Genomic DNA, 19258 nt, shown 5'->3' with positions numbered 1-19258 from the left:
AAACGCCCGGTCTCATTCCGAACCCGGAAGCTAAGCCTTTCAGCGCCGATGGTACTGCAGGGGGGACCCTGTGGGAGAGTAGGACGCCGCCGAACAATTTTTCAGGGAGAGCCCTGTTACGGACCTGGTCCGTAACAGGGCTCTTCTGCTTTGTAGGGTGACCTCATGCGCTATGACCTCGTCATCTTCGACAATGATGGAGTGCTCGTCGACAGCGAGCCGATTTCGAATCGCCTGCTCGCCGCGTACCTCACGGAACTGGGGCACCCCACCACGTACGAGGACTCGGTACGCGACTACATGGGCTCCGCCATGCACCGCATACACGACCTCGTGTGGGAACGGTACGGGCGGCGGCTGCCGCCGGAATTCGACGCGACGTTCCACGAGCGCGTCTTCACGGCATTCGGGGCCGAACTGGAGGCCGTTGCCGGGGCCGCAGCGGCCGTCGAGAGCGTGCGAGCCGCCGGCGTGCCGTACTGCCTCGCCTCCTCCGGGAGCCACGAGCGCATCCGGGTCGCACTGAAGAAGACCGAGCTCTATGGCCTGTTCGGCGAGGAGCGCATTTTCAGTTCCCAGGACGTGGGGCGCGGTAAGCCCGCCCCTGACCTCTTTCTGCACGCCGCTGCCGTCATGGGGGTGGCCCCCGAGCGGTGTGCCGTCGTGGAGGACAGCCCCCTCGGCGTTCAGGCCGCTCGCGCCGCCGGCATGGACGTCTTCGGGTTCACCGCGATGACGCCGGCCGCCAAGCTCGGCGACGCCACCGCGCTCTTCGCCACCATGGCAGAGCTTCCCGACCTCCTGCGCTGACCGATTCCGCTGATCGCAGTGCGAGCGGAGGGCGGTTGACGCGCGTGTCGCCCCGCCCTGGTCGGCGGCCGAGGCGATCGCCGGGGTGGTGGGACGTACCGCGTTCGCGCTGCCGTTCGGTGCCCTTTCCCGCACCGCGGAACGTCGCCCGATACGGTGACTGTCATGAACATCCGCACGCATCTCATGTGGGATGACGCCGTCACGGGCTACGACTTCGGCCCCGGGCACCCGATGGACCCGGTGCGGCTGGGGCTGACGATGCGACTGGTGGAGGCGTTCGGCCTCGACCGGCAGGTGCGGGTGGTCGCGGCCCGGCCCGCCGGCGACTCGACGCTGCGGCTCGTACACCGCCAGGACTACGTCGAGGCGGTGCGTCGGGCCTCGGCCGACCCCGCGTCGGCGGATGCCGCGTACGGCCTGGGGACGCCGGACGACCCCGCGTTCGTGGGGATGCACGAGGCGTCCGCGCTGATCGCCGGACAGTCGGTGGGGGCGGCGGAGGCCGTCTGGAGTGGCCAGGCCCTGCGCGCGGTGAACTTCACGGGAGGGCTGCATCACGCGATGGCCGGCAGCGCCGCCGGGTTCTGCGTGTACAACGACGCGGCGTTGGCCATCGCCCGGCTCCTCGAACTGGGCGCGCGGCGGGTCGCGTACGTGGATGTGGACGTGCACCACGGCGACGGTGTGCAGGCGGCGTTCTGGGACGATCCGCGCGTCCTGACGATCTCGTTGCACGAACACCCTCGGACGCTGTTCCCGCAGACCGGTTGGCCCACGGAGACGGGTGGGCCACGGGCGGAGGGCAGCGCGGTCAACCTGGCCTTGCCCGCGGGGACCGGCGACGAGGGGTGGCTGCGCGCCTTTCACGCCGTGGTCCCCGAACTGATCGCCACCTTCCAGCCCGAGGTCCTGGTCAGCCAGCACGGCGCCGACACGCACATCGAGGACCCGCTGGCGCACCTGGCGGTGACGGTGGACGCCCAGCGTGCCGTCGCGGCCAGCTGCCGACAGCTCGCGGACGAGCACACCGACGGCCGCTGGATCGCGCTGGGCGGCGGTGGGTACGCGGTGGTGGACGTCGTACCGCGCACCTGGACGCATCTGGTGGGCATCGCCGCAGACCACCCGGTCGACCCGCAGGCCGCCACCCCTGACGCCTGGCGGCACGAGGTGTACGCGCGGACCCGACAGCAGGCGCCGGCGCGGATGACCGACGGCCGGCAGCCGCGCTGGCGGGACTGGGAGGAGTGGGGGTACGACCCGGCCGACGCGCTCGACCGCGCCGTCGTGGCCACCCGACGGGCGAGCTTCCCGGCGCTCGGCCTGCTGCCCTGACCCGCACACAGGGGGCCCGTGACGGCGCCGTGCCGTGCTGCCACGAGGGCAGGATGGCCGGATCTGAGCGCGCGGTGGCCAACTGACGTCTGGAGTGTCCGCGTGGCGCGGCCACCGTGTCGCGGTGCGGTCGGTGCGCTGGCCGGTCGAGCGGCGGCGTACGGAGTGGGCGGGGTGCCACGGCGTCGGCCGGCAGGCCCGGCGTCGCGGCGGTGCGTCGAGGGTGCCGTGTCGGCTTCGTGGCCACCCCAGAGGCCTTGTTGGCCTTGCGGCGGGATGTCGGGCCCTACGGGGCCGCTCAGGCCGCCTCACGGGCCGCTCTCGGGGGAGTGCGAGGCCAACGAGGTGCCTGAGCGCTGAAGTTGCGGGTGTGACGTGCAGCCGAGCTGATGCATTAGGCCAACTGTGGCGCGTATCCGCGTTTCTGAGCGGATGGCCTGGACCATCGGCCACCATCGTCGGTGTGTTGAGCGCGCCCGAGCTACGGGACCACCTCGTCGCCTCGGGCCTGGCCGGCACCGTGGCCACCAGTCGCGAGGGCAGTCTGCGCAGGTACCGGCTGTTCGCGGCCGGTGACCCTCGCGTCCTGATCGGCCTTGTGCCCGAACGTGGGTGGTCTTTCGGTGAGTTGCTTGAGCTGATGAGTGCCCGGTGCGGCGTCTCGAGCAACCCCGCGTGTGTTTCGGGCCAGGATGTGATCGACCCGGACCGTACGGTGGCGGCGCTCGACGCCCTCGGAGATCGGCTGAGAAGTGTCGCCCAGCGGCGGGCCCCGGTGCTGCTCGGGACCGGGCACCCGGACCGATTGCTGGGCTTCTACGCCGATTTGGCGGCAGCGCTGTCGTCGGCGGGCTGTCCCGTTCTCACCCCTGCGTGGGGGCGACGTATCGACATCGCGACCCGGTTTGGGGTACGTACGCACAACCTTGAGTATGTGCGAGGAGTCGCGCTGTTGCGCGAACCCGGCGCGCGAAAGACTGGAAATGGGACCGGCGTGCACACGCACTCCCCGCTTCCCATCCGTATCGCCCTGGGTGTCGCGGCCGACTCCGGGGGCAGGCTTCCCGAGCTGGTCATCGGGGATCACGGATGGGCCTGCGGGGCAGGTCAACTGGGTATCGCGACCATCGGGCTCGCCGACAGCGACGATCCGGCCCTGTTCGTCGGGCAGGCCGAGGGAAGGTTATCGGTCGTCGTTCCGCTTGATGACGCTGCGCGGCCCAATTACTACCGGCCGCTTACTCGCTATGTACTCAATCGAGCGTGTCTGTCACAGTAGGCGGCCGATCGCTACTCCTCTTCCCCACTCGTATCACCCGCCCCTAGTCTGGTGAGTGAGCGCGCAGCGACGAGGAGTCACCGGAGGGGAAGCCGGTGCCCGTCATGTGCGGAAGGTTCAGGTGTGTCATGGCTGCTGGCGAGAGGCCTCTGAACGAGGTCCAGTTTCTGACCGTGGCGGAAGTCGCCTCGGTAATGCGAGTCTCGAAGATGACCGTGTACCGGCTGGTGCACAGCGGTCATCTGCCCGCGATCCGGGTGGGCAGGTCCTTCCGGGTCCCAGAGCAGGCGGTGCACGAGTACCTCCGCGAGTCGTATGTGGGGGTGGAGTCCGCCTAGGTCGCGACCGGCGGGTCGGGCCCGGTGCGGCCGTGGTGGCATCGCTTCGCGAGGTCACCAGGTCGGGCGCACGGGGTGCGGTTCGCCGGGCCGACGGTTCGCGTTGACCCTCGGATTACGTTGTTCGCTCGGTGCCGGGTAGGCTGGCCAGATGTAGGTCGTGTGGGCTCGGACGCCCCGCACCGAGTGAATCGAAGTGAGCGAGGGTAGTCGTGGGCTCTGTTATCAAGAAGCGGCGTAAGCGGATGGCCAAGAAGAAGCACCGCAAGCTGCTCAAGCGCACGCGCGTCCAGCGTCGCAACAAGAAGTAAGCGACGCTGTGCGACGTTCCGCAGCCCTCCCACCACACGGTGGGAGGGCTGCGGTGCGTTTGCCGTGGGTCGGGTGGTGCCCACCGCGTTTCGCCGCACAGCGGCGGCGGACTGTCACACCCGGTGGATACGGTGAGTCGTAGGTCCGGCGTGCCGGTCCGGCGTCGGGCGCAGCGTCCCGGGGTCTCGCGAGGGTGGGAAGGGAGGCGCTGATCGTGGGCAGGGTCGTGCTTGTCACCGGGGTCGCGCGGCAGCTCGGAGGCCGTTTCGTCCGACGCGTGCTGCGGGAGCCCGACGTGGACCGGGTGATCGGCGTGGACGCCGTACCTCCCGAGCATCATCTGGGTGGCGCCGAGTTCGTCCAGGCCGACATCCGGCAGCCCACGATCGGCAAGGTGCTGGCGGAGCACGACGTCGACACCGTGGTGCACATGGACATCAACGGCACGCCGCTCGGCTCCCGGGGTAGCCGGACCACGGTCAAGGAGACCAACGTCATCGGCACCATGCAGCTCCTCGGCGCCTGTCAGAAGGCGCCGACGGTCTCCCGCCTGGTGGTGAAGTCCAGCACGAGCGGGTACGGGGCGGCCCCGCGCGACCCGGCCGTCTTCAGCGAGACCACGCAGCCCAAGTCGCTGCCGAGCGGTGGCTTCGCCAAGGACGTCATCGAGGTCGAGGGGTACGTACGCGGCTTCGCCCGGCGCCGCCCGGACGTGGCCGTGTGCGTCCTGCGCTTCGCGAACGTGCTCGGCCCGTGCGCGGACTCGCCCCTCGCCGAGTACTTCGCGCTGCCCGTGCTGCCCACGATCATCGGTTTCGACCCGCGGCTGCAGTTCGTGCACGAGGACGACGCCATCGAGGTGCTGCGGATCGGCGCGAGCGAACCCCGACGGGCCACGCTCAACAGCGGCACCTTCAACATCGCGGGCGACGGCGTGCTGCTGCTCTCGCAGGCCGCTCGGCGCCTGGGCCGCCCGACGCTGCCGCTCCTGTCGCCGACGGTCAACTGGGTCGGCTCGGTACTGCGCTCCGTGGGGGTCACCGACTTTTCGCCGGAGCAAATCCGACTGCTCACGCACGGGCGGGTCGTGGACACGACCCAGATGCGCGAGACGCTGGGGTTCCGTCCCCGGCACAGCACCGCAGCGGCCTTCACGGACTTCGTACGCAGCCGTGGCCCGGGGCTGCTGCCGCCTGAGGTCCTCGCCCGAACCGTCGACCGGCTCGCCGCGGCGCTGCCCGCCGGTACCCCCGGCCAGAACTGAGGAGCGCATCCACGATGGCGGACGCCAAGGTCATCCCGTTCGGCGAGGAGCCCCGGGCGCGGCGCAAGGACGGCAAGCGGCCGGCGCGGGCCCACCGCGACCAGGCCCCGCTGCGGCCCGTGCCCCCGCAGCGCGACGAGGACGAGCCCACCGCGGAGCCACCCGTGGCCGGTGCCGAGGCGGGGCCGCCGGACGGGCCGCCGGGGAGCTGGGAGCAGCGGCTCGCGGGCGGGCTGGACTTTCTGCGCCGCCGCATCACCGGCGATTACGAGGTGGACGACTTCGGCTTCGACGAGGAGCTGACGGACCAGGTCCTGATGTCGCTGCTGCGGCCGGTGTACGAGTCGTACTTCCGGGTCGAGGTGCGCGGCATCGAGAACATTCCCAGCACCGGTGGCGCGCTGATCGTCGCCAACCACTCCGGGACGATCCCGCTGGACGGGCTGATGTTGCAGGTCGCGGTGCACGACCACCATCCGGCCGACCGCCACCTCCGGCTGCTCGCGGCCGACCTCGTCTTCAAGCTGCCGGTCATCAGCGAGCTGGCCCGCAAGGCCGGCCACACGCTGGCCAGCGCCGAGGACGCGCAGCGGCTGCTGGAGCGCGGCGAGGTGGTGGGCGTGATGCCGGAGGGGTTCAAGGGGATAGGGAAGCCGTTCTCCGAGCGGTACAAGCTGCAGCGCTTCGGGCGGGGCGGCTTCGTCTCGACGGCGCTGCGCACCCAGGTGCCGATCGTGCCCTGCTCAATCGTCGGGGCCGAGGAGATCTACCCGATGGTCGGGAACTCCAAGACGCTGGCGCGCCTGCTCGGCTTTCCGTACTTCCCGATCACGCCGACGTTTCCGCTGCTCGGCCCGCTGGGCGCGGTGCCACTGCCGACGAAGTGGACGATCCAGTTCGGCGAGCCGATCGCGACCGACGGGTACGCGCCGGAGGCCGCGGACGACCCGGTGCTGATGTTCAACCTGACCGATCAGGTCCGCGAGACCATCCAGCACACCCTGTACAAACTGCTCGTACGACGGCGCTCCGTCTTCTTCTGAGCCGGCTTCGGGCCTGGCCGGCTCGGTGGGCGAAGACGGAGCGCCGAAGGGCGGGTCGACAGGGCCCGCGTGGGCGTCGGAGCGATCAGCCGCCGTGGGACTGCGGTGGGTCGGTCGGTTCCTGGGTGTCGAGCCCCAGCCCCGGGAGCAGGTCGGGCGGTAGCAGTGGTGGCACCGTGACGCTCGGGGTGGGTGTCGTGCCGCCGCTCTCCTCCGGCCGGGACGGCGGGCTCTCCTCGGTCGGCAGCTTCAGCAGACTGGGGTCGCCGAGCAGACCGGACCGCTCCCGTGGCGGGCTGGCCGAGGGGGCGGGGGTGGCCTCGCGCCGCTGCTCGGCGTGGTCCGGCTGCTTCGGCTTGGCGTGCCGTGGGGCGGGCCGGTCCGACGGGGCGGCGGGGGCGGTGCTGGACGCGGCGGGCGCGCGCTCGGCCTCGCGTTCCACGTCCTGGGCCGGCGGCACGAGCAGCGACCGCAACGGCTCGACGTCCAGGTCCATGGCCTCAAGGACCAGGCTTACCTGGTCGCCCATGTCGTGGAGCGAGTGCGGCAGACGTTCCCGCAGGGCGCTCCAGCTCTGCCGGTGGTTGGTGGTGAAGGTGGACAGCTCGCGCATCGGACCCAGCGAGCCGTCGCGTTGGTGGACGCCCTGCAACAGCCGGTGGCCCTCCGACGCCGCGTGCTCCATGCCCGACAGGGCTCTGCGGACCTCGCCCAGCGACTCGTGGTCCAGCTCGCCGGCGCGGGCGCGCTCCATGAGGCGGCGCGCCTCGTGGAGCCGGGTGGAGGCCTGGTCCAGGTAGATCCGTCCGCGGTCGGCGTCGTCGTTGGCCATGCCGCGCTTGAGATCCTCTATGCCCCGCTTGAGGCCGTAGAGGGAGTCGCCGGGCAGGGCGTCGGAGCTGGCCGTGGCCACCCCGCCGAACGCGCCCGCCGCGACGCCTACCGTCAGTCCCCCCGCTGCCAGTCCCTTCGACCATCGCGAGCGGGGGCGGAGTCTGCTGAGCGGGCCCGCCCGGTGACTCCCCTTCCCGGCCTTGCCGGGTTGTCGGGCGTCGCCGCCTTCTTCGACGTCCCGTGCCGAGCGTTGCTCGGGGACGCGGGCTTCCGCGCCGGCGAAGGACGATTCCATCGCGGCGATCAACTGGGCCCGCTGAACGGTTTTTGCTACGGGGTCCATCTCGGGTGCTGGCAGTTCGCCGAGCTCACTCGTCAGGTCCAGCATGCGTGCGTGCTCGGCGTGGTCCGCCGTGCGCTCGGCCTGGTCGGCTGCCGTGCCCTGGACTTCCCGCTCTGCCAGGGCCTGGGCGAAGGCGTGAGCCCGCCGGTGCGCCGAAAGGTTCGCGATCACGGGCGGCACCTCCTCTCGTCATGATGGTCGACTCCTCAGGGCGCCTTGGAGGTTGCACGCCTTGAGCGCCGCCACTCGATCGAGTGAGTAGTTGCGGGCATGGCGTGACCGCAGGGAGCCTGCATCCCGCACAACGAGCGGCGCGGCAGCCGGGTTACGCGGTCACGATGATCGGACCGCCGACTGGAGCACAGGCGAGGGCCGCGTGCTGGCGGGCGCGGCGCAGGAATCGGGGAGGGTGCCGCCGAGACCACGGGGGGCTCCCGCGAGATCGACGTGGAGAGGGCGGGGGTGCGCCGGGGCGGCGCGGTGGGCGGGTCAGCGGGCGTCGTCGGGGAGCAGCCGGGCAAGGGTGCGCACCGCGCGGTACTGGAGGGTCTTGATGGCACCTTCGTTCTTGCCCATCACGCGGGCGGTCTCGGCGACCGAGAGCCCTTGCAGAAAGCGCAGCGTGACGCATTCCTGCTGTTGGGGGTTAAGTCTGCGGACCGCCTGGAGCAGGGCGGCGTTGGAGAGCGATTCGAGAACCGAGTCCTCGGGGCTGCGCTCGACCTCGTTGGCGTCGAGCATCTCCCCGGTGGTGACCTCTAGGCGGAAGCGGCTTGATTTGAAGTGATCGGCGACGAGATTACGGGCGATGGTGACCAGCCAGGCGCCGAAGTCGCGGCCCTGCCAGGTGAAGGTGCCGATGCGGCGCAGGGCCCGCAGGAAGGTCTCGCTGGTGAGGTCCTCCGCGGTGGCTCGGCCGCCGACGCGGTAGTAGATGTACCGGTAGACCGTGTCGGAGTACTGGTCGTAGAGGCGGCCGAAGGCTTCGGACTCGCCGGACTGGGCGCGCTCGACCAGTTCCATCATGCGGTGGCTGTCGCTGTCGGCGCTGGGACGGCGGGCAGCCGCGGGGGAGGCGCTGCCGCGGGCTCGTCTTCCGACGGTCGCGCTTCCGTTGGCGACGGTGTAGCAGGGTGCTGCTGAGGCGGCGGGGACGGGTGTGGCGAATGCGGGGACAGCGGGTACGGCGTACGCGGTGGGGACGTAGCCGCGAAGGCGGTCGATGACCGTTTCGCGGAGCGTAGCCAGGCCCGAGGCGTCAACCCCGACGTGTGGGTACACGGGACTCCCAGAGGCAGAGCTTCCATCACGTGCAGTGCGGGACCGTTCACCCGTCGTAGGGACGTGTGGGTACCGGTTGCGTCTGAGGAGAATAACGCTTCGTATAGGTGACGCTACACCCAGTTGCTTAAATCGTCGTTTCCGTCCGCTCTGTAGTGCGTTGACGGCCGTTCAAGAGTCGAACACTGATCGGAAGTTGATCGAAAACCTTTGTGTTCTGCTTGATTGCGGGGCGTGTTGTGGCAGTCCGGGTGCAACGGGACTGGCAGGAGAGGCGCGGGGGTAAGCGGCTTGGATTGGTCGAACTGGGCCGTCCGTGACGGTCGGTGCAGTTCGTGGCGTGGCTGCGGGGTCAGGCGCGGGGTCCGGGGGCGGGCCGGGACGCGTGGGGCGTGGGGCGGTCTGCGTGGACGGGCGCGTCGCCGTCGTCGGCGTGGCGGCCGGGGCCCGGTGATCGCTCTGTGTGACGGGGGGTGGGGTGAGGCGGCGCGTTGACCGCCTTCCGCGCCGTTCGTCGCGCCCGCACCACCGCGCGTCCGGGTGATCCGGCCGCTGGCCCGGGGGGTCGCGACGCCTCGCTCGCGGACGACCCGCCCCGGCCGCCTTCGAGATCTGACGGCGGGCCGTGGTGGCGGCGGGCGGGGCCGCGGGCGCACGGCCCGGTGTGGGTTCGCTCGGTCAGCGGCGGCGGCGGTGCAGGGCGACGGCCGCGGCCGTGCCGCCCGCGACGGCGCCGAGGCCGGCCGCGGCCGGGATGCCGACCCTGGCCGCCTTGCGGCCGGTGCGGTAGTCGCGCAGCCGCCAGCCGCGCTCGCGGGCGTGCTTGCTCAGCCGGGCGTCGGGGTTGATGGCGTACGGATGGCCGACGAGCGAGAGCATCGGGATGTCGTTGGCCGAGTCGCTGTAGGCGGCGCAGCGGGAGAGGTCCAGGCCCTCGGCGGCGGCCAGGGCGCGTACCGCCTCGGCCTTCGCCGGGCCGTGCAGCGGTTCGCCGACCAGCTTGCCGGTGTAGACGCCACCGATGGACTCGGCGACGGTGCCCAGGGCGCCGGTGAGGCCGAGTCGCCTGGCGATGATCGTCGCCGTCTCCACCGGGGCCGCGGTCACCAGCCAGACCTTCTGGCCCGCGTCCAGGTGGGCCTGGGTCAGGGCGCGGGTGCCCGGCCAGATCCTTTCGGCCATGTACTCGTCGTAGATTTCCTCGCCGATGGACATCAGCTCGGAGACGCGGTGGCCCTTGACGATGGACAGGGCGCTGTTGCGTACGTCTTCCATGTGCGCGGGATCTTCGACGCCGGCCAGTCGGAACCAGGTCTGCTGCCACGCGAAGCGGGCGAGTTCGCGCTTGCGGAAGAAGTGGCGCTTATAGAGACCGCGGCCGAAGTGAAAGAGCGCGGCGCCCTGCATCACGGTGTTGTCGAGGTCGAAGAAGGCGGCGGCGCGGTGATCTCCGGGGACGGGGAATTCGGGCTCGGTGTCCTCTTGGGGGGCTTCCGTGGCCTCGTCCGTCAGATCCCCACCGAGTTCCGACGCGCTTTTCCGTGCTGCCTCCGCCGCGGCTTCGCCGGCCAGCACACTGCGTGCGGTAGCCGAGCGCCTGCGGGGAGTGAGCCATCCTAGAGCCGCCATAGCGCGAGCATAGCCAGATTGTTCGGTCCATCCGGAGTCGGGACGATTCGCGGAGCGTGAACATTCCGCTACGGGAATTCCCGTGCCGCCGGCCAGCGGCTGGAGCGGTGTGCGGCCGCTCCGCCACGGCGCGGGTGGCGTGGGTCCGGTCGCCGGGTCCGGCGGTGGCCCTATGGGGCCGGTGGGGCCCGGGTGGGGCCGCGTGGGGCCTGGTGGCGCGCCGTCGGGCGGGGGCGGGTTAGCCGCCGAGCGCCTTGCGGAGCCGGTCGGGCTGGACGCGCCAGAAATCGTGTTGGGCGCCGTCGACGAGGATGACGGGGATCTGTTCCCAGTACTTCCGGTAGAGCTCCGCGTCCTCGGTGATGTCTTTCTTTTCCCACGAGGCGCCGAGTTCGGCACAGATTTCCTCGATCACCCGCTGGGCGTCGTCGCACAGGTGGCAACCGGGTTTGCCGATCAGTGTCACGGTGGACTCGGCGGGGTTCTTGCGGGGCGATCGGCGCAGCAGCGGGCTCATGTTCGCCATTGTGCCGCCGTTCGCCCGATGTGCATGCGAGATGTCCGACGGGTTCGGGCGGAGCGCGCGGTCGATTACCATCGTGGGCGATTTGTTGGCATCCGGGGGCATAGCGGTGAGGAGGGTGGGCGCGTGCTCCCGTTGGTGACCCCGCGACCGCTGCGGGAAAGCGGTGAACGGTGTGAACGGCGTGGTGCGGGTGGCGGTTCCGGAATCGGCTCGAAAGGGCGCGTGACACCGGTCACTTTGCTTGGACAAAGCGGACACCATCTTTGTGCACGCGTTCACAAAGGCATAGCCTGCACTTCACGGGGCGGCCCTGGGACGGACCGCCCGCAGCCCCGCTCTACCCGCAGGAGCACCGTGGCAACTGGCCGAACTCACCGACCGGCGACCCGAAGCCGAGGGATTCCCGAGGCCACCGTCGCCCGGCTTCCGCTGTATCTGCGCGCGTTGACCGCGCTGTCCGAGCGCTCGGTTCCCACGGTCTCCTCCGAGGAGCTGGCCGCCGCCGCGGGGGTCAACTCGGCGAAGCTGCGCAAGGACTTCAGCTATCTGGGCTCGTACGGTACGCGTGGGGTCGGCTACGACGTGGAGTACCTCGTCTACCAGATCTCCCGCGAGCTCGGTCTCACGCAGGACTGGCCGGTCGTCATCGTCGGCATCGGCAACCTCGGGGCCGCGCTCGCCAACTACGGCGGGTTCGCCTCCCGTGGCTTCCGGGTCGCCGCGCTCATCGACGCGGACCCGGCGATGGCGGGCAAGCCCGTCGCGGGCATCGCCGTCCAGCACACCGACGAGCTTGAGACGATCATCAACGACAACGGGGTCTCCATCGGCGTGATCGCCACCCCGGCCGGAGCCGCCCAGCAGGTCTGCGAGCGCCTGGTCGCCGCCGGCGTGACCTCCATCCTCAACTTCGCGCCGACCGTGCTGTCGGTGCCCGACGGCGTGGACGTACGCAAGGTCGACCTCTCCATCGAACTCCAGATCCTCGCCTTCCACGAGCAGCGCAAGGCGGGCGAGGAGGCGGCGCAGGACGCGGCGCAGGCCGGGGCCACCGAGCCCGCGCCCGCCCGCCCGAGCCGCCCGCTGGCCGACGGCGCCGCGAGCCCCGCCGCGCCCGTCGCCGGCGCGACCCTCTCCGGCGCGGCGGCCGGCGTCGACGCACGGGACAACCAGGGGCCTGACGGGGACGTCCCCGCCGTGATGCCGGCATGAGCCTGTTGGTCGTCGGAATCAGTCACCGCAGCGCGCCGGTGAGCGCGCTGGAGCGGGCCGCCCTGCCGCCCGAGCAGCGCGCGAAGCTGGCCCAGGACGCGCTCGTCGCCGAGCCCGCGGTGGAGGCGGCGGTGCTCTCCACCTGCAACCGGGTGGAGCTGTACGCCGACGTGGACAAGTTCCACGCGGGCGTGGCCGAACTGTCCACGCTGCTCGCGCGGCACACCGGTGTCACGTTGGACGAGCTGACGCCGTACCTGTACGTGCACTACGAGGACCGGGCCGTGCACCACCTGTTCACGGTGGCCTGCGGGCTGGACTCGATGGTGGTGGGCGAGGGGCAGATCCTCGCGCAGATCAAGGACGCGCTGGCGCTCGGGCAGGAGCTGCACACCGCCGGTCGCCTGATCAACGACCTGTTCCAGCAGGCGCTGCGGGTCGGCAAGCGGGCGCACAGCGAGACCGGTATCGACAAGGCCGGGCAGTCGCTGGTCACCTTCGGGCTCGAACAGCTCGCCGGCCAGGTGCCCGTCGAGCGCTGGGTCACGGGCAAGCGCGCCCTGGTGATCGGCGCGGGCTCGATGTCCTCGCTGGCCGCCACCACGCTGGCGCGCGCCGGCGTCGCCGAGGTCGCGGTGGCCAACCGGACGGTGGAGCGGGCCCAGCGGCTGGCGACCTCGCTGACGGAGCAGGCCGGGCAGGTCGGTGGCCATACCAGTGGTACGGCCAGTGACCAGGCCCGTGGTGAGGCCACCGATCCGGTGGGCGCGAACCAGCGGGGCCACGGCACCGCCTTCGGCCCCACCGGCGGCGTCGGCCTGGCGGCCGTACCGAGCCAGCCGGACCACGCGTGCGTGGCGGGCCTGCCGGACGGCACCTGCTGCGCGCCGCCGGCCGCCCCGGTCGAGCTTCCGGTGACGGGGATGCCGGCACGTGCCGGCGTACGCCCCGGACTGGTGGCCCGTGCCGTGCCGATGACCGAGGTCGCGGCCGAGCTGGCCGCCGCTGACATCGTCGTCTCCTGTACCGGCGCGACCGGTCTGGTGCTCGACGCCGAGGCGCTGCGCGCCGCCGCCGACCAGCGCCCCGACCGGCCGCTCGCACTGCTCGACCTGGCCATGCCCCGGGACATCGACGCCGCCGCGCACCGCCTGGACGGCGTGCGCCTGGTCGACATCGAGTCGCTCGCCGAGGCGTCCGCGGACGCGCCGATGGCCGCCGACGTGGACCAGGTGCGGACCATCGTCTCCGCCGAGGTGACCGCCTTCGGCGCGGCCCAGCGCGCCGCGCACATCACGCCCACCGTGGTCGCCCTGCGCACGATGGCGGCCGACGTGGTGGCCAGCGAGATCGCCCGGTTGGACGGGCGACTGCCCGATCTTGACGACAAGCAACGCGCGGAGATCACCCAGACCGTCCGCCGCGTGGTCGACAAGCTGCTGCACGCGCCGACGGTGCGGGTCAAGCAGCTCGCGAGCACGCCGGGCGGGGCCGGTTACGCGGACGCCCTGCGCGAGCTCTTCGACCTCGACCCGGAGGCGGTCGCGGCCGTCAGCCGGGCCGATGGGAACCACCCGAAGCGAGGACGGGCATGACCGACAGCACACCCCCCACCCCCGATCGCGCGACGGACCCGCCGGGCCCGGCCGTCGGCAGCGGCGGCGTCGGCCCCGGTGCCCCGCTGCGGCTCGGCACCCGGCGCAGCGCGCTGGCCATGGCCCAGTCGGCCCAGGTCGCCGAGACCGTGGCGGAGGTGACCGGGCGCCGGGTCGAGCTGGTGGAGATCACCACGTACGGCGACACCTCGCGCGAGCACCTGGCGCAGATCGGCGGCACCGGCGTGTTCGTCTCCGCGCTGCGCGACGCGCTGCTCGGCGGCGCGATCGACCTGGCCGTGCACTCCCTCAAGGACCTGCCGACGGCCGAGGCTCCGGGTCTGGTGCTGGCCGCCGTGCCGCCGCGCGAGGACCCGCGCGACGCCCTGGTGGCCCGCGACGGCCTCGGCTTCGAGGCGCTGGCCGCCGACTGCGCCGCGGCCGGGCGCGTGGCGCGGGTCGGCACCGGCTCGCCGCGTCGGATGGCCCAGCTCAACGCGTGGGCGCGGGCGCACGGCCTGGCCGTGGAGACCGTCCCGATCCGCGGCAACATCGACACCCGGATCGGCTTCGTCCGCTCCGGTGAGCTGGATGCCGTGGTGCTGGCCGCGGCCGGGCTCCGCCGCGTCGGCCGGATCGGCGAGGCGACCGAGATCATCGACGCCGACACGATTCTGCCCGCCCCCGGCCAGGGGGCCCTGGCGATCGAGTGCGCCGCCTCGCACCCCGTGCACGGCACCGCGCTCGTCACCCAACTCGCCGAGCTCGACGACCCGTTGACCCGGGCCGCCGTGACCGCCGAGCGATCTCTGCTCGCCGCCCTGGAGGCCGGCTGTAGCGCACCTGTGGGGGCGCTGGCCGACTTGTTGGGCGACGGGCAGGCCATGACCGAAATGCGCCTGCGGGGCGTCGTCGGCACGACCGACGGCTCCGCGCTGGTGCAGCTATCCACCACCGGTCCCGTACCCACCGTTTCCTCTCGTAGCGCGACGGACGGCGCCGCGACCCCAGCCACGCTGGGGCGCGAACTCGCCGCTGACATGCTCGCGAAGGGTGCGGCCGGTCTTATGGGGGAGCGAGCACTTTGAACCCCACCGCCCCGAACCACCCCGGCTGCGGGCACGTCACCTTCCTCGGTGCCGGGCCAGGCGATCCGGGCCTGCTGACGCTGCGCGCCGTGGAGGCACTGGCCACGGCCGATGTGCTGATCGCTGACGCGCAGGTGCTCGACGTGGTGCGTCCGCACGTGCGGCCGAACGTCGCGGCCGACGCGCAGAGTTCACTACGGCAGACCGAGGCTGACGGCGCGTCAGTGGCCGCCGGTGTCCCGGTGCTGAGGGACACCGCCAATCTTGTCATGGTGGCCGCGCGCGGCGGCAAGCGGGTCGTCCGTGCGGTGGCCGGCGACCCCGGCCTCGACGGGGACGCCGCCGAGGAGATGCTGGCCTGCGCCGCCGAGTCCATCGCCTTCGAGGTGGTGCCCGGCGTCGCGGCGGCGGTCGGTGTGCCGGCGTACGCCGGGGTGCCGCTGCGGGACGCGCAGGGCACGGACGTGCGGTTCGTCGACGCCCGGACGGCCGACGACCGCTGCTGGGGCGAGGTCGGCGCCAGCGACGGCACCGTCGTGGTCACGGCCACGCTGGAGACGGTCGCCGCCGCCGCCGGCGAGCTGGTGGCCGCGGGCCGCAAGCCGGACACCCCGCTGGCGGTCACCGTCGCGGGCACCACCACCCGCCAGCGGACCTGGACGGCGACGCTGGGCACCATCGCCCAGGTCTTCAAGTCGGGCAAGGTGCTGCCGTCGGCCGAGGGCGGCCAGCCCGTCATAGCCGTGGTCGGCGAGCGCGGCGCGGCCGAGCGGCGCGACCGGCTGTCGTGGTTCGAGTCCAAGCCGCTGTTCGGCTGGAACGTGCTCGTGCCGCGCACCAAGGAGCAGGCCGCCTCGCTCTCCGACCAACTGCGCTCCTACGGGGCGGTGCCCAGCGAGGTGCCGACCATCGCCGTGGAGCCGCCGCGCACCCCGCAGCAGATGGAGCGCGCCGTCAAGGGCCTGGTCACCGGGCGCTACGAGTGGATCGCGTTCACCTCGGTCAACGCGGTCAAGGCGGTCCGCGAGAAGTTCGAGGAGTACGGGCTGGACGCCCGCGCCTTCGCCGGCATCAAGGTCGCCGCGGTGGGCGAGCAGACCGCGCGCTCGCTGGTGGAGTTCGGCGTCAAGCCGGACCTGGTGCCCAGCGGCGAGCAGTCGGCCGCGGGTCTCCTGGAGGACTGGCCGCCGTACGACCCGGTCTTCGACCCGATCGACCGCGTCTTCCTGCCCCGGGCCGACATCGCCACCGAGACGCTGGTCGCCGGCCTGATCGAGCTGGGCTGGGAGGTGGACGACGTCACCGCCTACCGGACGGTGCGCGCGTCGCCGCCGCCGGCCGAGACCCGTGAGGCGATCAAGGGCGGCGGCTTCGACGCGGTGCTCTTCACCTCGTCGTCGACCGTGCGCAACCTGGTCGGTATCGCGGGCAAGCCACACAATGTCACCGTCATCGCCTGCATCGGCCCAGCCACCGCGAAGACCGCGGAGGAGCACGGCCTGCGGGTGGACGTGCTGTCGCCCGAGCCCTCGGTGCACAAGCTCGCCGAGGCGCTCGCGGAGTTCGGCGCGGCGCGGCGCGCAGCCGCCATCGAGGCCGGGGACCCGGTCACGCGTCCGAGCGAGCGGCGGCCCGGATCACGTAGGAGGGCACGCTCTTGATGGACCACGGCAGCTTCCCCGGGGTCAGGCCCCGCCGGTTGCGTACGACCCCCGCCATGCGGCGCATGGTGGCCCAGACCCGGCTGGACCCGGCCGAGCTGATCCTGCCGGCCTTCGTCCGCGAGGGCGTCAGCGAGCCGGTGCCGATCGCGTCGATGCCGGGCGTCGTGCAGCACACCCGGGACACGCTGCGGAAGGCGGCCGCCGAGGCGGTGGCCGCCGGGATCGGCGGGATCATGCTGTTCGGCGTGCCGGAGGAGTCCAAGAAGGACGCCGTCGGCACCCCGGGCACCGACCCGGACGGCATCCTGCAGGTCGCGCTGCGGGACGTGCGGGCCGAGGTCGGGGACGACCTGGTGATCATGTCGGACCTGTGCCTGGACGAGCACATCGAGCACGGTCACTGTGGCGTGCTGGACGCGCACGGGCGGGTGGACAACGACGCGACGCTGGAGCGGTACGCGCAGATGGCCCGCGCCCAGGCCGACGCGGGCGCGCACACGGTGGGCCCCAGCGGCATGATGGACGGCCAGGTGCGGGTCATCCGCGAGGCGCTGGACGACGCCGGCCACCAGGACGTGTCGATCCTGGCGTACACCGTCAAGTACTCCTCGGCCTTCTACGGACCCTTCCGGGAGGCCGTCGGCTCCTCGCTCAAGGGCGACCGCAAGACCTACCAGCAGGACCCGGCGAACGCCCGCGAGTCGCTGCGCGAGCTGGCCCTGGACCTCGCCGAGGGCGCGGACATGGTGATGGTCAAGCCGGCGCTGCCCTATCTGGACATCCTGCGGCAGATCGCGGACGCCTCGAACGTCCCGGTCGCGGCATACCAGATCTCCGGGGAGTACGCGATGGTCGAGGCCGCCGCCGCCAACGGCTGGGTCGACCGGGACCAGGCGATCATGGAGACGCTGACGTCGGTGCGACGGGCCGGCGCGGACATGATCCTCACCTACTGGGCGACCGAGGTCGCCGGCTGGCTGCGCGCCGCCCGCTGACGTCACCCACGGGCCCCGCCGCGGCTCGATCGCACACGGCCCCGCCCCCTCGTGGACAGCCGAGGGGGCGGGGTCTCGTCGTGTACGGGGCGCCTTCTACCAGATGGTGAATCCCCGATGGGAGAGGGCGACACGGCCGTACGCGCCGGCGCGGGCCCGCGCTTCGCGCGCGGGCGCGAGGCTGCCGGTGATCGACGGGGTCGTGAACGCCGGTGGCGCGGACGGCGACGTTTTCCACGGTTGCGCCAAGGGCGATCGCGCTGTGGGCGTACGGGCTTTCGCCGCGCCGCCGACGCGGGCAGGGTCGAAGCATGAGACTGCTGATGTTGGGCGGAACGGAGTTCGTCGGGCGCGCCGTCACCGAGGCGGCGCTGGCGCGCGGATGGGAGGTCACGGTCTTCCACCGGGGCCGGCACGCGGCGCCGCCCGGGGCCACGTCACTGTTCGGTGACCGCACGGCCACCGGCGGGTTGGCGGCCCTGACCGAGGGGGCGGGCGGCGGGCGCGAGTGGGACCTGGTGGTGGACACCTGGTCCAAGGCGCCCGCCGCGGTGCGGGACGCGGCCGGGGCGCTGGCCGGCCGGGCCGGGCGGTACGTCTACGTCTCCAGCGGCTCGGTGTACCAGTACCCGTCGGCGGCCGGGCACGACGAGAGCTGGCCGGTGGTGGACGCCTCGGTCGACGACGGTGACGGTGTGGAGTACGCGCGGGCCAAGCGCGGTGGGGAGCTGGCCGCGATCGCGGCGTTCGGTGAGCGTGCGCTGTTGGTCAGGGCCGGACTGATCCTCGGGCCGTACGAGAACATCGGCCGACTGCCGTGGTGGCTGGGGCGCATGGCCAGGGGCGGGGCCGTGTTGGCGCCGGGGCCACGGGGGCTGCCGTTGCAGTACGTGGACGTACGCGATCTGGCTCACTGGTGCCTGGACGCGGGGGTGGCGGGGCTCGGCGGCCCGTACAACGCGATCAGCCCCTCGGGGCACGCCACCATGGGGGAACTGCTCACCGCGTGCGCCCAGGTGACGGGCGGCGGGGCGCGGCTGCGCTGGGTGGAGCCGCAGGCGGTGCTGGCGGCGGGCATCGGGCCGTGGACGGAGCTGCCGGTGTGGGCGGCGGCCGGCGAACTCTACGACGCGCTGCACCGTACGGACGTCTCCAAGGCCGCGGCGGCCGGGCTGCGATGCCGGCCCGTGGAGCGGACGGTGGCCGACACGTGGCGGTGGCTGCGGGACATCGGAGGCGTCGCGCCGCACCGCCCGGACCGCTCCCGGGTGGGCCTCGACCCGGCGAAGGAGGCCCGGGTGCTGCGCGCGCTGGCGGCGGACGGGGGCGGGGCCGCGCCGTGAACGGCGGCCGGCCGGGGGCCGGGGGCTCGGGTGCCGGGAGTTCGGGGGCGTGGCAGGCCGGGTCGCGTGGTCCGGTGGGGGAGGTCGGGCCCGGAGGCGGGGCGGGTGCGGGCGCGGTCGGGCGCGGGGCGGGCGCGGGAGTGGCCTGGTCCTGTGACCGGGCGGAGCGGGGCGGCTCAGGGGGATCGGCTCCGCGGGGGAGCGGCTCCGCGGGGCGGTCCGGTCCGGTGGGCGGGGTGGTTCGGCCGGGGCGTGGGGCGGTGTCGTGGCGCGGGTGGGCGCGGGCGGTGGTGGAGTGCGGTGTCGCGGCGCGGGTGGGGCGGTGGGCGCCGGCGGCGGGTGGCGACGTGGGGTGCGGGCGGGC

The 19258-nt window shown here is 72.5% G+C and carries 17 protein-coding genes and 1 rRNA gene; 14 read left to right on the top strand and 4 right to left on the bottom strand.

The annotated features are described in order from the left end of the window. From rrf to ACFVFR_RS16330, 8 genes are all read left to right on the top strand, one after another. Positions 1-95: ribosomal RNA gene (gene rrf, locus ACFVFR_RS16365) — 5S ribosomal RNA — on the top strand; the annotation flags it as partial. Between the two features lie 70 nt (positions 96-165). Then, positions 166-810 (top strand): HAD family hydrolase, encoded by a 645-nt coding sequence (locus ACFVFR_RS16360; protein ID WP_383701953.1) that lies wholly within the window; start codon positions 166-168, stop codon positions 808-810. Between the two features lie 165 nt (positions 811-975). Next, the gene (locus ACFVFR_RS16355) at positions 976-2148 is read left to right on the top strand and encodes an acetoin utilization protein AcuC (protein ID WP_383701951.1); all 1173 of its coding nucleotides are present in this window, start codon (positions 976-978) and stop codon (positions 2146-2148) included. A 463-nt stretch (positions 2149-2611) separates the two neighbouring features. Then, a complete protein-coding gene (locus tag ACFVFR_RS16350; protein ID WP_383701949.1) occupies positions 2612-3427 on the top strand; it encodes a phosphatase in 816 nt (271 codons plus the stop codon). 128 nt (positions 3428-3555) lie between these two features. Beyond that, positions 3556-3765, top strand: coding sequence for a helix-turn-helix domain-containing protein (locus ACFVFR_RS16345; RefSeq protein ID WP_014053989.1), 210 nt, complete (start codon positions 3556-3558; stop codon positions 3763-3765). Between the two features lie 212 nt (positions 3766-3977). Further along, positions 3978-4076 (top strand): 30S ribosomal protein bS22, encoded by a 99-nt coding sequence (locus tag ACFVFR_RS16340; RefSeq protein ID WP_003948845.1) that lies wholly within the window; start codon positions 3978-3980, stop codon positions 4074-4076. Positions 4077-4291: 215 nt separating this feature from the next. Continuing rightward, complete coding sequence (locus tag ACFVFR_RS16335; protein ID WP_383701947.1) at positions 4292-5341, top strand: NAD-dependent epimerase/dehydratase family protein; 1050 nt, start codon at positions 4292-4294, stop codon at positions 5339-5341. 14 nt (positions 5342-5355) lie between these two features. Beyond that, a complete protein-coding gene (locus ACFVFR_RS16330) occupies positions 5356-6384 on the top strand; it encodes a lysophospholipid acyltransferase family protein (protein ID WP_383701945.1) in 1029 nt (342 codons plus the stop codon). 85 nt (positions 6385-6469) lie between these two features. On the opposite strand, the gene ACFVFR_RS16325 is transcribed toward ACFVFR_RS16330, so the two are convergent. The 4 genes from ACFVFR_RS16325 to ACFVFR_RS16310 all read right to left on the bottom strand — a co-directional run bounded on the left by ACFVFR_RS16325 (position 6470) and on the right by ACFVFR_RS16310 (position 10988). Beyond that, entirely contained in the window at positions 6470-7732 is a 1263-nt protein-coding gene (locus ACFVFR_RS16325) for a DUF5667 domain-containing protein (protein ID WP_383701943.1), read from the bottom strand. A 318-nt stretch (positions 7733-8050) separates the two neighbouring features. After that, entirely contained in the window at positions 8051-8842 is a 792-nt protein-coding gene (locus ACFVFR_RS16320; protein ID WP_383701941.1) for an ECF subfamily RNA polymerase sigma factor, BldN family, read from the bottom strand. 678 nt (positions 8843-9520) lie between these two features. Then, complete coding sequence (locus ACFVFR_RS16315) at positions 9521-10471, bottom strand: HAD family hydrolase (protein ID WP_383701939.1); 951 nt, start codon at positions 10469-10471, stop codon at positions 9521-9523. Between the two features lie 238 nt (positions 10472-10709). Further along, positions 10710-10988: a glutaredoxin family protein gene (locus ACFVFR_RS16310; protein ID WP_383701937.1), complete on the bottom strand. Its 279-nt coding sequence runs from the start codon at positions 10986-10988 to the stop codon at positions 10710-10712. 363 nt (positions 10989-11351) lie between these two features. Between ACFVFR_RS16310 and ACFVFR_RS16305 the strand changes: the two genes are divergently transcribed. From ACFVFR_RS16305 to ACFVFR_RS16280, 6 genes are all read left to right on the top strand, one after another. Then, positions 11352-12209 carry a redox-sensing transcriptional repressor Rex gene (locus ACFVFR_RS16305; protein WP_383701935.1) on the top strand — a complete coding sequence of 286 codons (858 nt, stop codon included), beginning with the start codon at positions 11352-11354 and terminating at the stop codon, positions 12207-12209. Then, on the top strand, positions 12206-13804 hold the full coding sequence (gene hemA / locus ACFVFR_RS16300) for a glutamyl-tRNA reductase (RefSeq protein ID WP_383701933.1): 1599 nt from the start codon (positions 12206-12208) through the stop codon (positions 13802-13804). Before ACFVFR_RS16305 ends, hemA begins: the two co-directional genes overlap by 4 nt. After that, entirely contained in the window at positions 13801-14892 is a 1092-nt protein-coding gene (gene hemC, locus ACFVFR_RS16295) for a hydroxymethylbilane synthase (protein WP_383701931.1), read from the top strand. The genes hemA and hemC overlap by 4 nt, the downstream gene beginning before the upstream one ends. Further along, complete coding sequence (locus ACFVFR_RS16290; protein WP_383701929.1) at positions 14889-16553, top strand: uroporphyrinogen-III synthase; 1665 nt, start codon at positions 14889-14891, stop codon at positions 16551-16553. The genes hemC and ACFVFR_RS16290 overlap by 4 nt, the downstream gene beginning before the upstream one ends. Continuing rightward, the gene (gene hemB, locus ACFVFR_RS16285; RefSeq protein ID WP_383701927.1) at positions 16550-17551 is read left to right on the top strand and encodes a porphobilinogen synthase; all 1002 of its coding nucleotides are present in this window, start codon (positions 16550-16552) and stop codon (positions 17549-17551) included. The genes ACFVFR_RS16290 and hemB overlap by 4 nt, the downstream gene beginning before the upstream one ends. A gap of 311 nt (positions 17552-17862) precedes the next feature. Further along, positions 17863-18894: an NAD-dependent epimerase/dehydratase family protein gene (locus ACFVFR_RS16280; protein ID WP_383701925.1), complete on the top strand. Its 1032-nt coding sequence runs from the start codon at positions 17863-17865 to the stop codon at positions 18892-18894. Positions 18895-19258: the final 364 nt, after the last annotated feature.

Origin of the sequence: Streptomyces sp. NPDC057702, from assembly GCF_042799315.1 — a bacterium.
In the GTDB taxonomy this organism is placed as follows: Bacteria; Actinomycetota; Actinomycetes; order Streptomycetales; family Streptomycetaceae; genus Streptomyces.
This window is presented reverse-complemented; position numbering and strand designations above follow the sequence as displayed.

Bases quoted from the DNA above. Each gene is read 5' to 3' on its own strand.
- hemC (WP_383701931.1), top strand. From the start codon at position 13,801: ATGACCGACAGCACACCCCCCACCCCCGATCGCGCGACGGACCCGCCG.
- hemA (WP_383701933.1), top strand. From the start codon at position 12,206: ATGAGCCTGTTGGTCGTCGGAATCAGTCACCGCAGCGCGCCGGTGAGC.
- ACFVFR_RS16330 (WP_383701945.1), top strand. From the start codon at position 5,356: ATGGCGGACGCCAAGGTCATCCCGTTCGGCGAGGAGCCCCGGGCGCGG.
- ACFVFR_RS16315 (WP_383701939.1), bottom strand. From the start codon at position 10,471: ATGGCGGCTCTAGGATGGCTCACTCCCCGCAGGCGCTCGGCTACCGCA.
- ACFVFR_RS16355 (WP_383701951.1), top strand. From the start codon at position 976: ATGAACATCCGCACGCATCTCATGTGGGATGACGCCGTCACGGGCTAC.
- ACFVFR_RS16345 (WP_014053989.1), top strand. From the start codon at position 3,556: ATGGCTGCTGGCGAGAGGCCTCTGAACGAGGTCCAGTTTCTGACCGTG.
- ACFVFR_RS16360 (WP_383701953.1), top strand. From the start codon at position 166: ATGCGCTATGACCTCGTCATCTTCGACAATGATGGAGTGCTCGTCGAC.
- ACFVFR_RS16280 (WP_383701925.1), top strand. From the start codon at position 17,863: ATGAGACTGCTGATGTTGGGCGGAACGGAGTTCGTCGGGCGCGCCGTC.
- ACFVFR_RS16310 (WP_383701937.1), bottom strand. From the start codon at position 10,988: ATGAGCCCGCTGCTGCGCCGATCGCCCCGCAAGAACCCCGCCGAGTCC.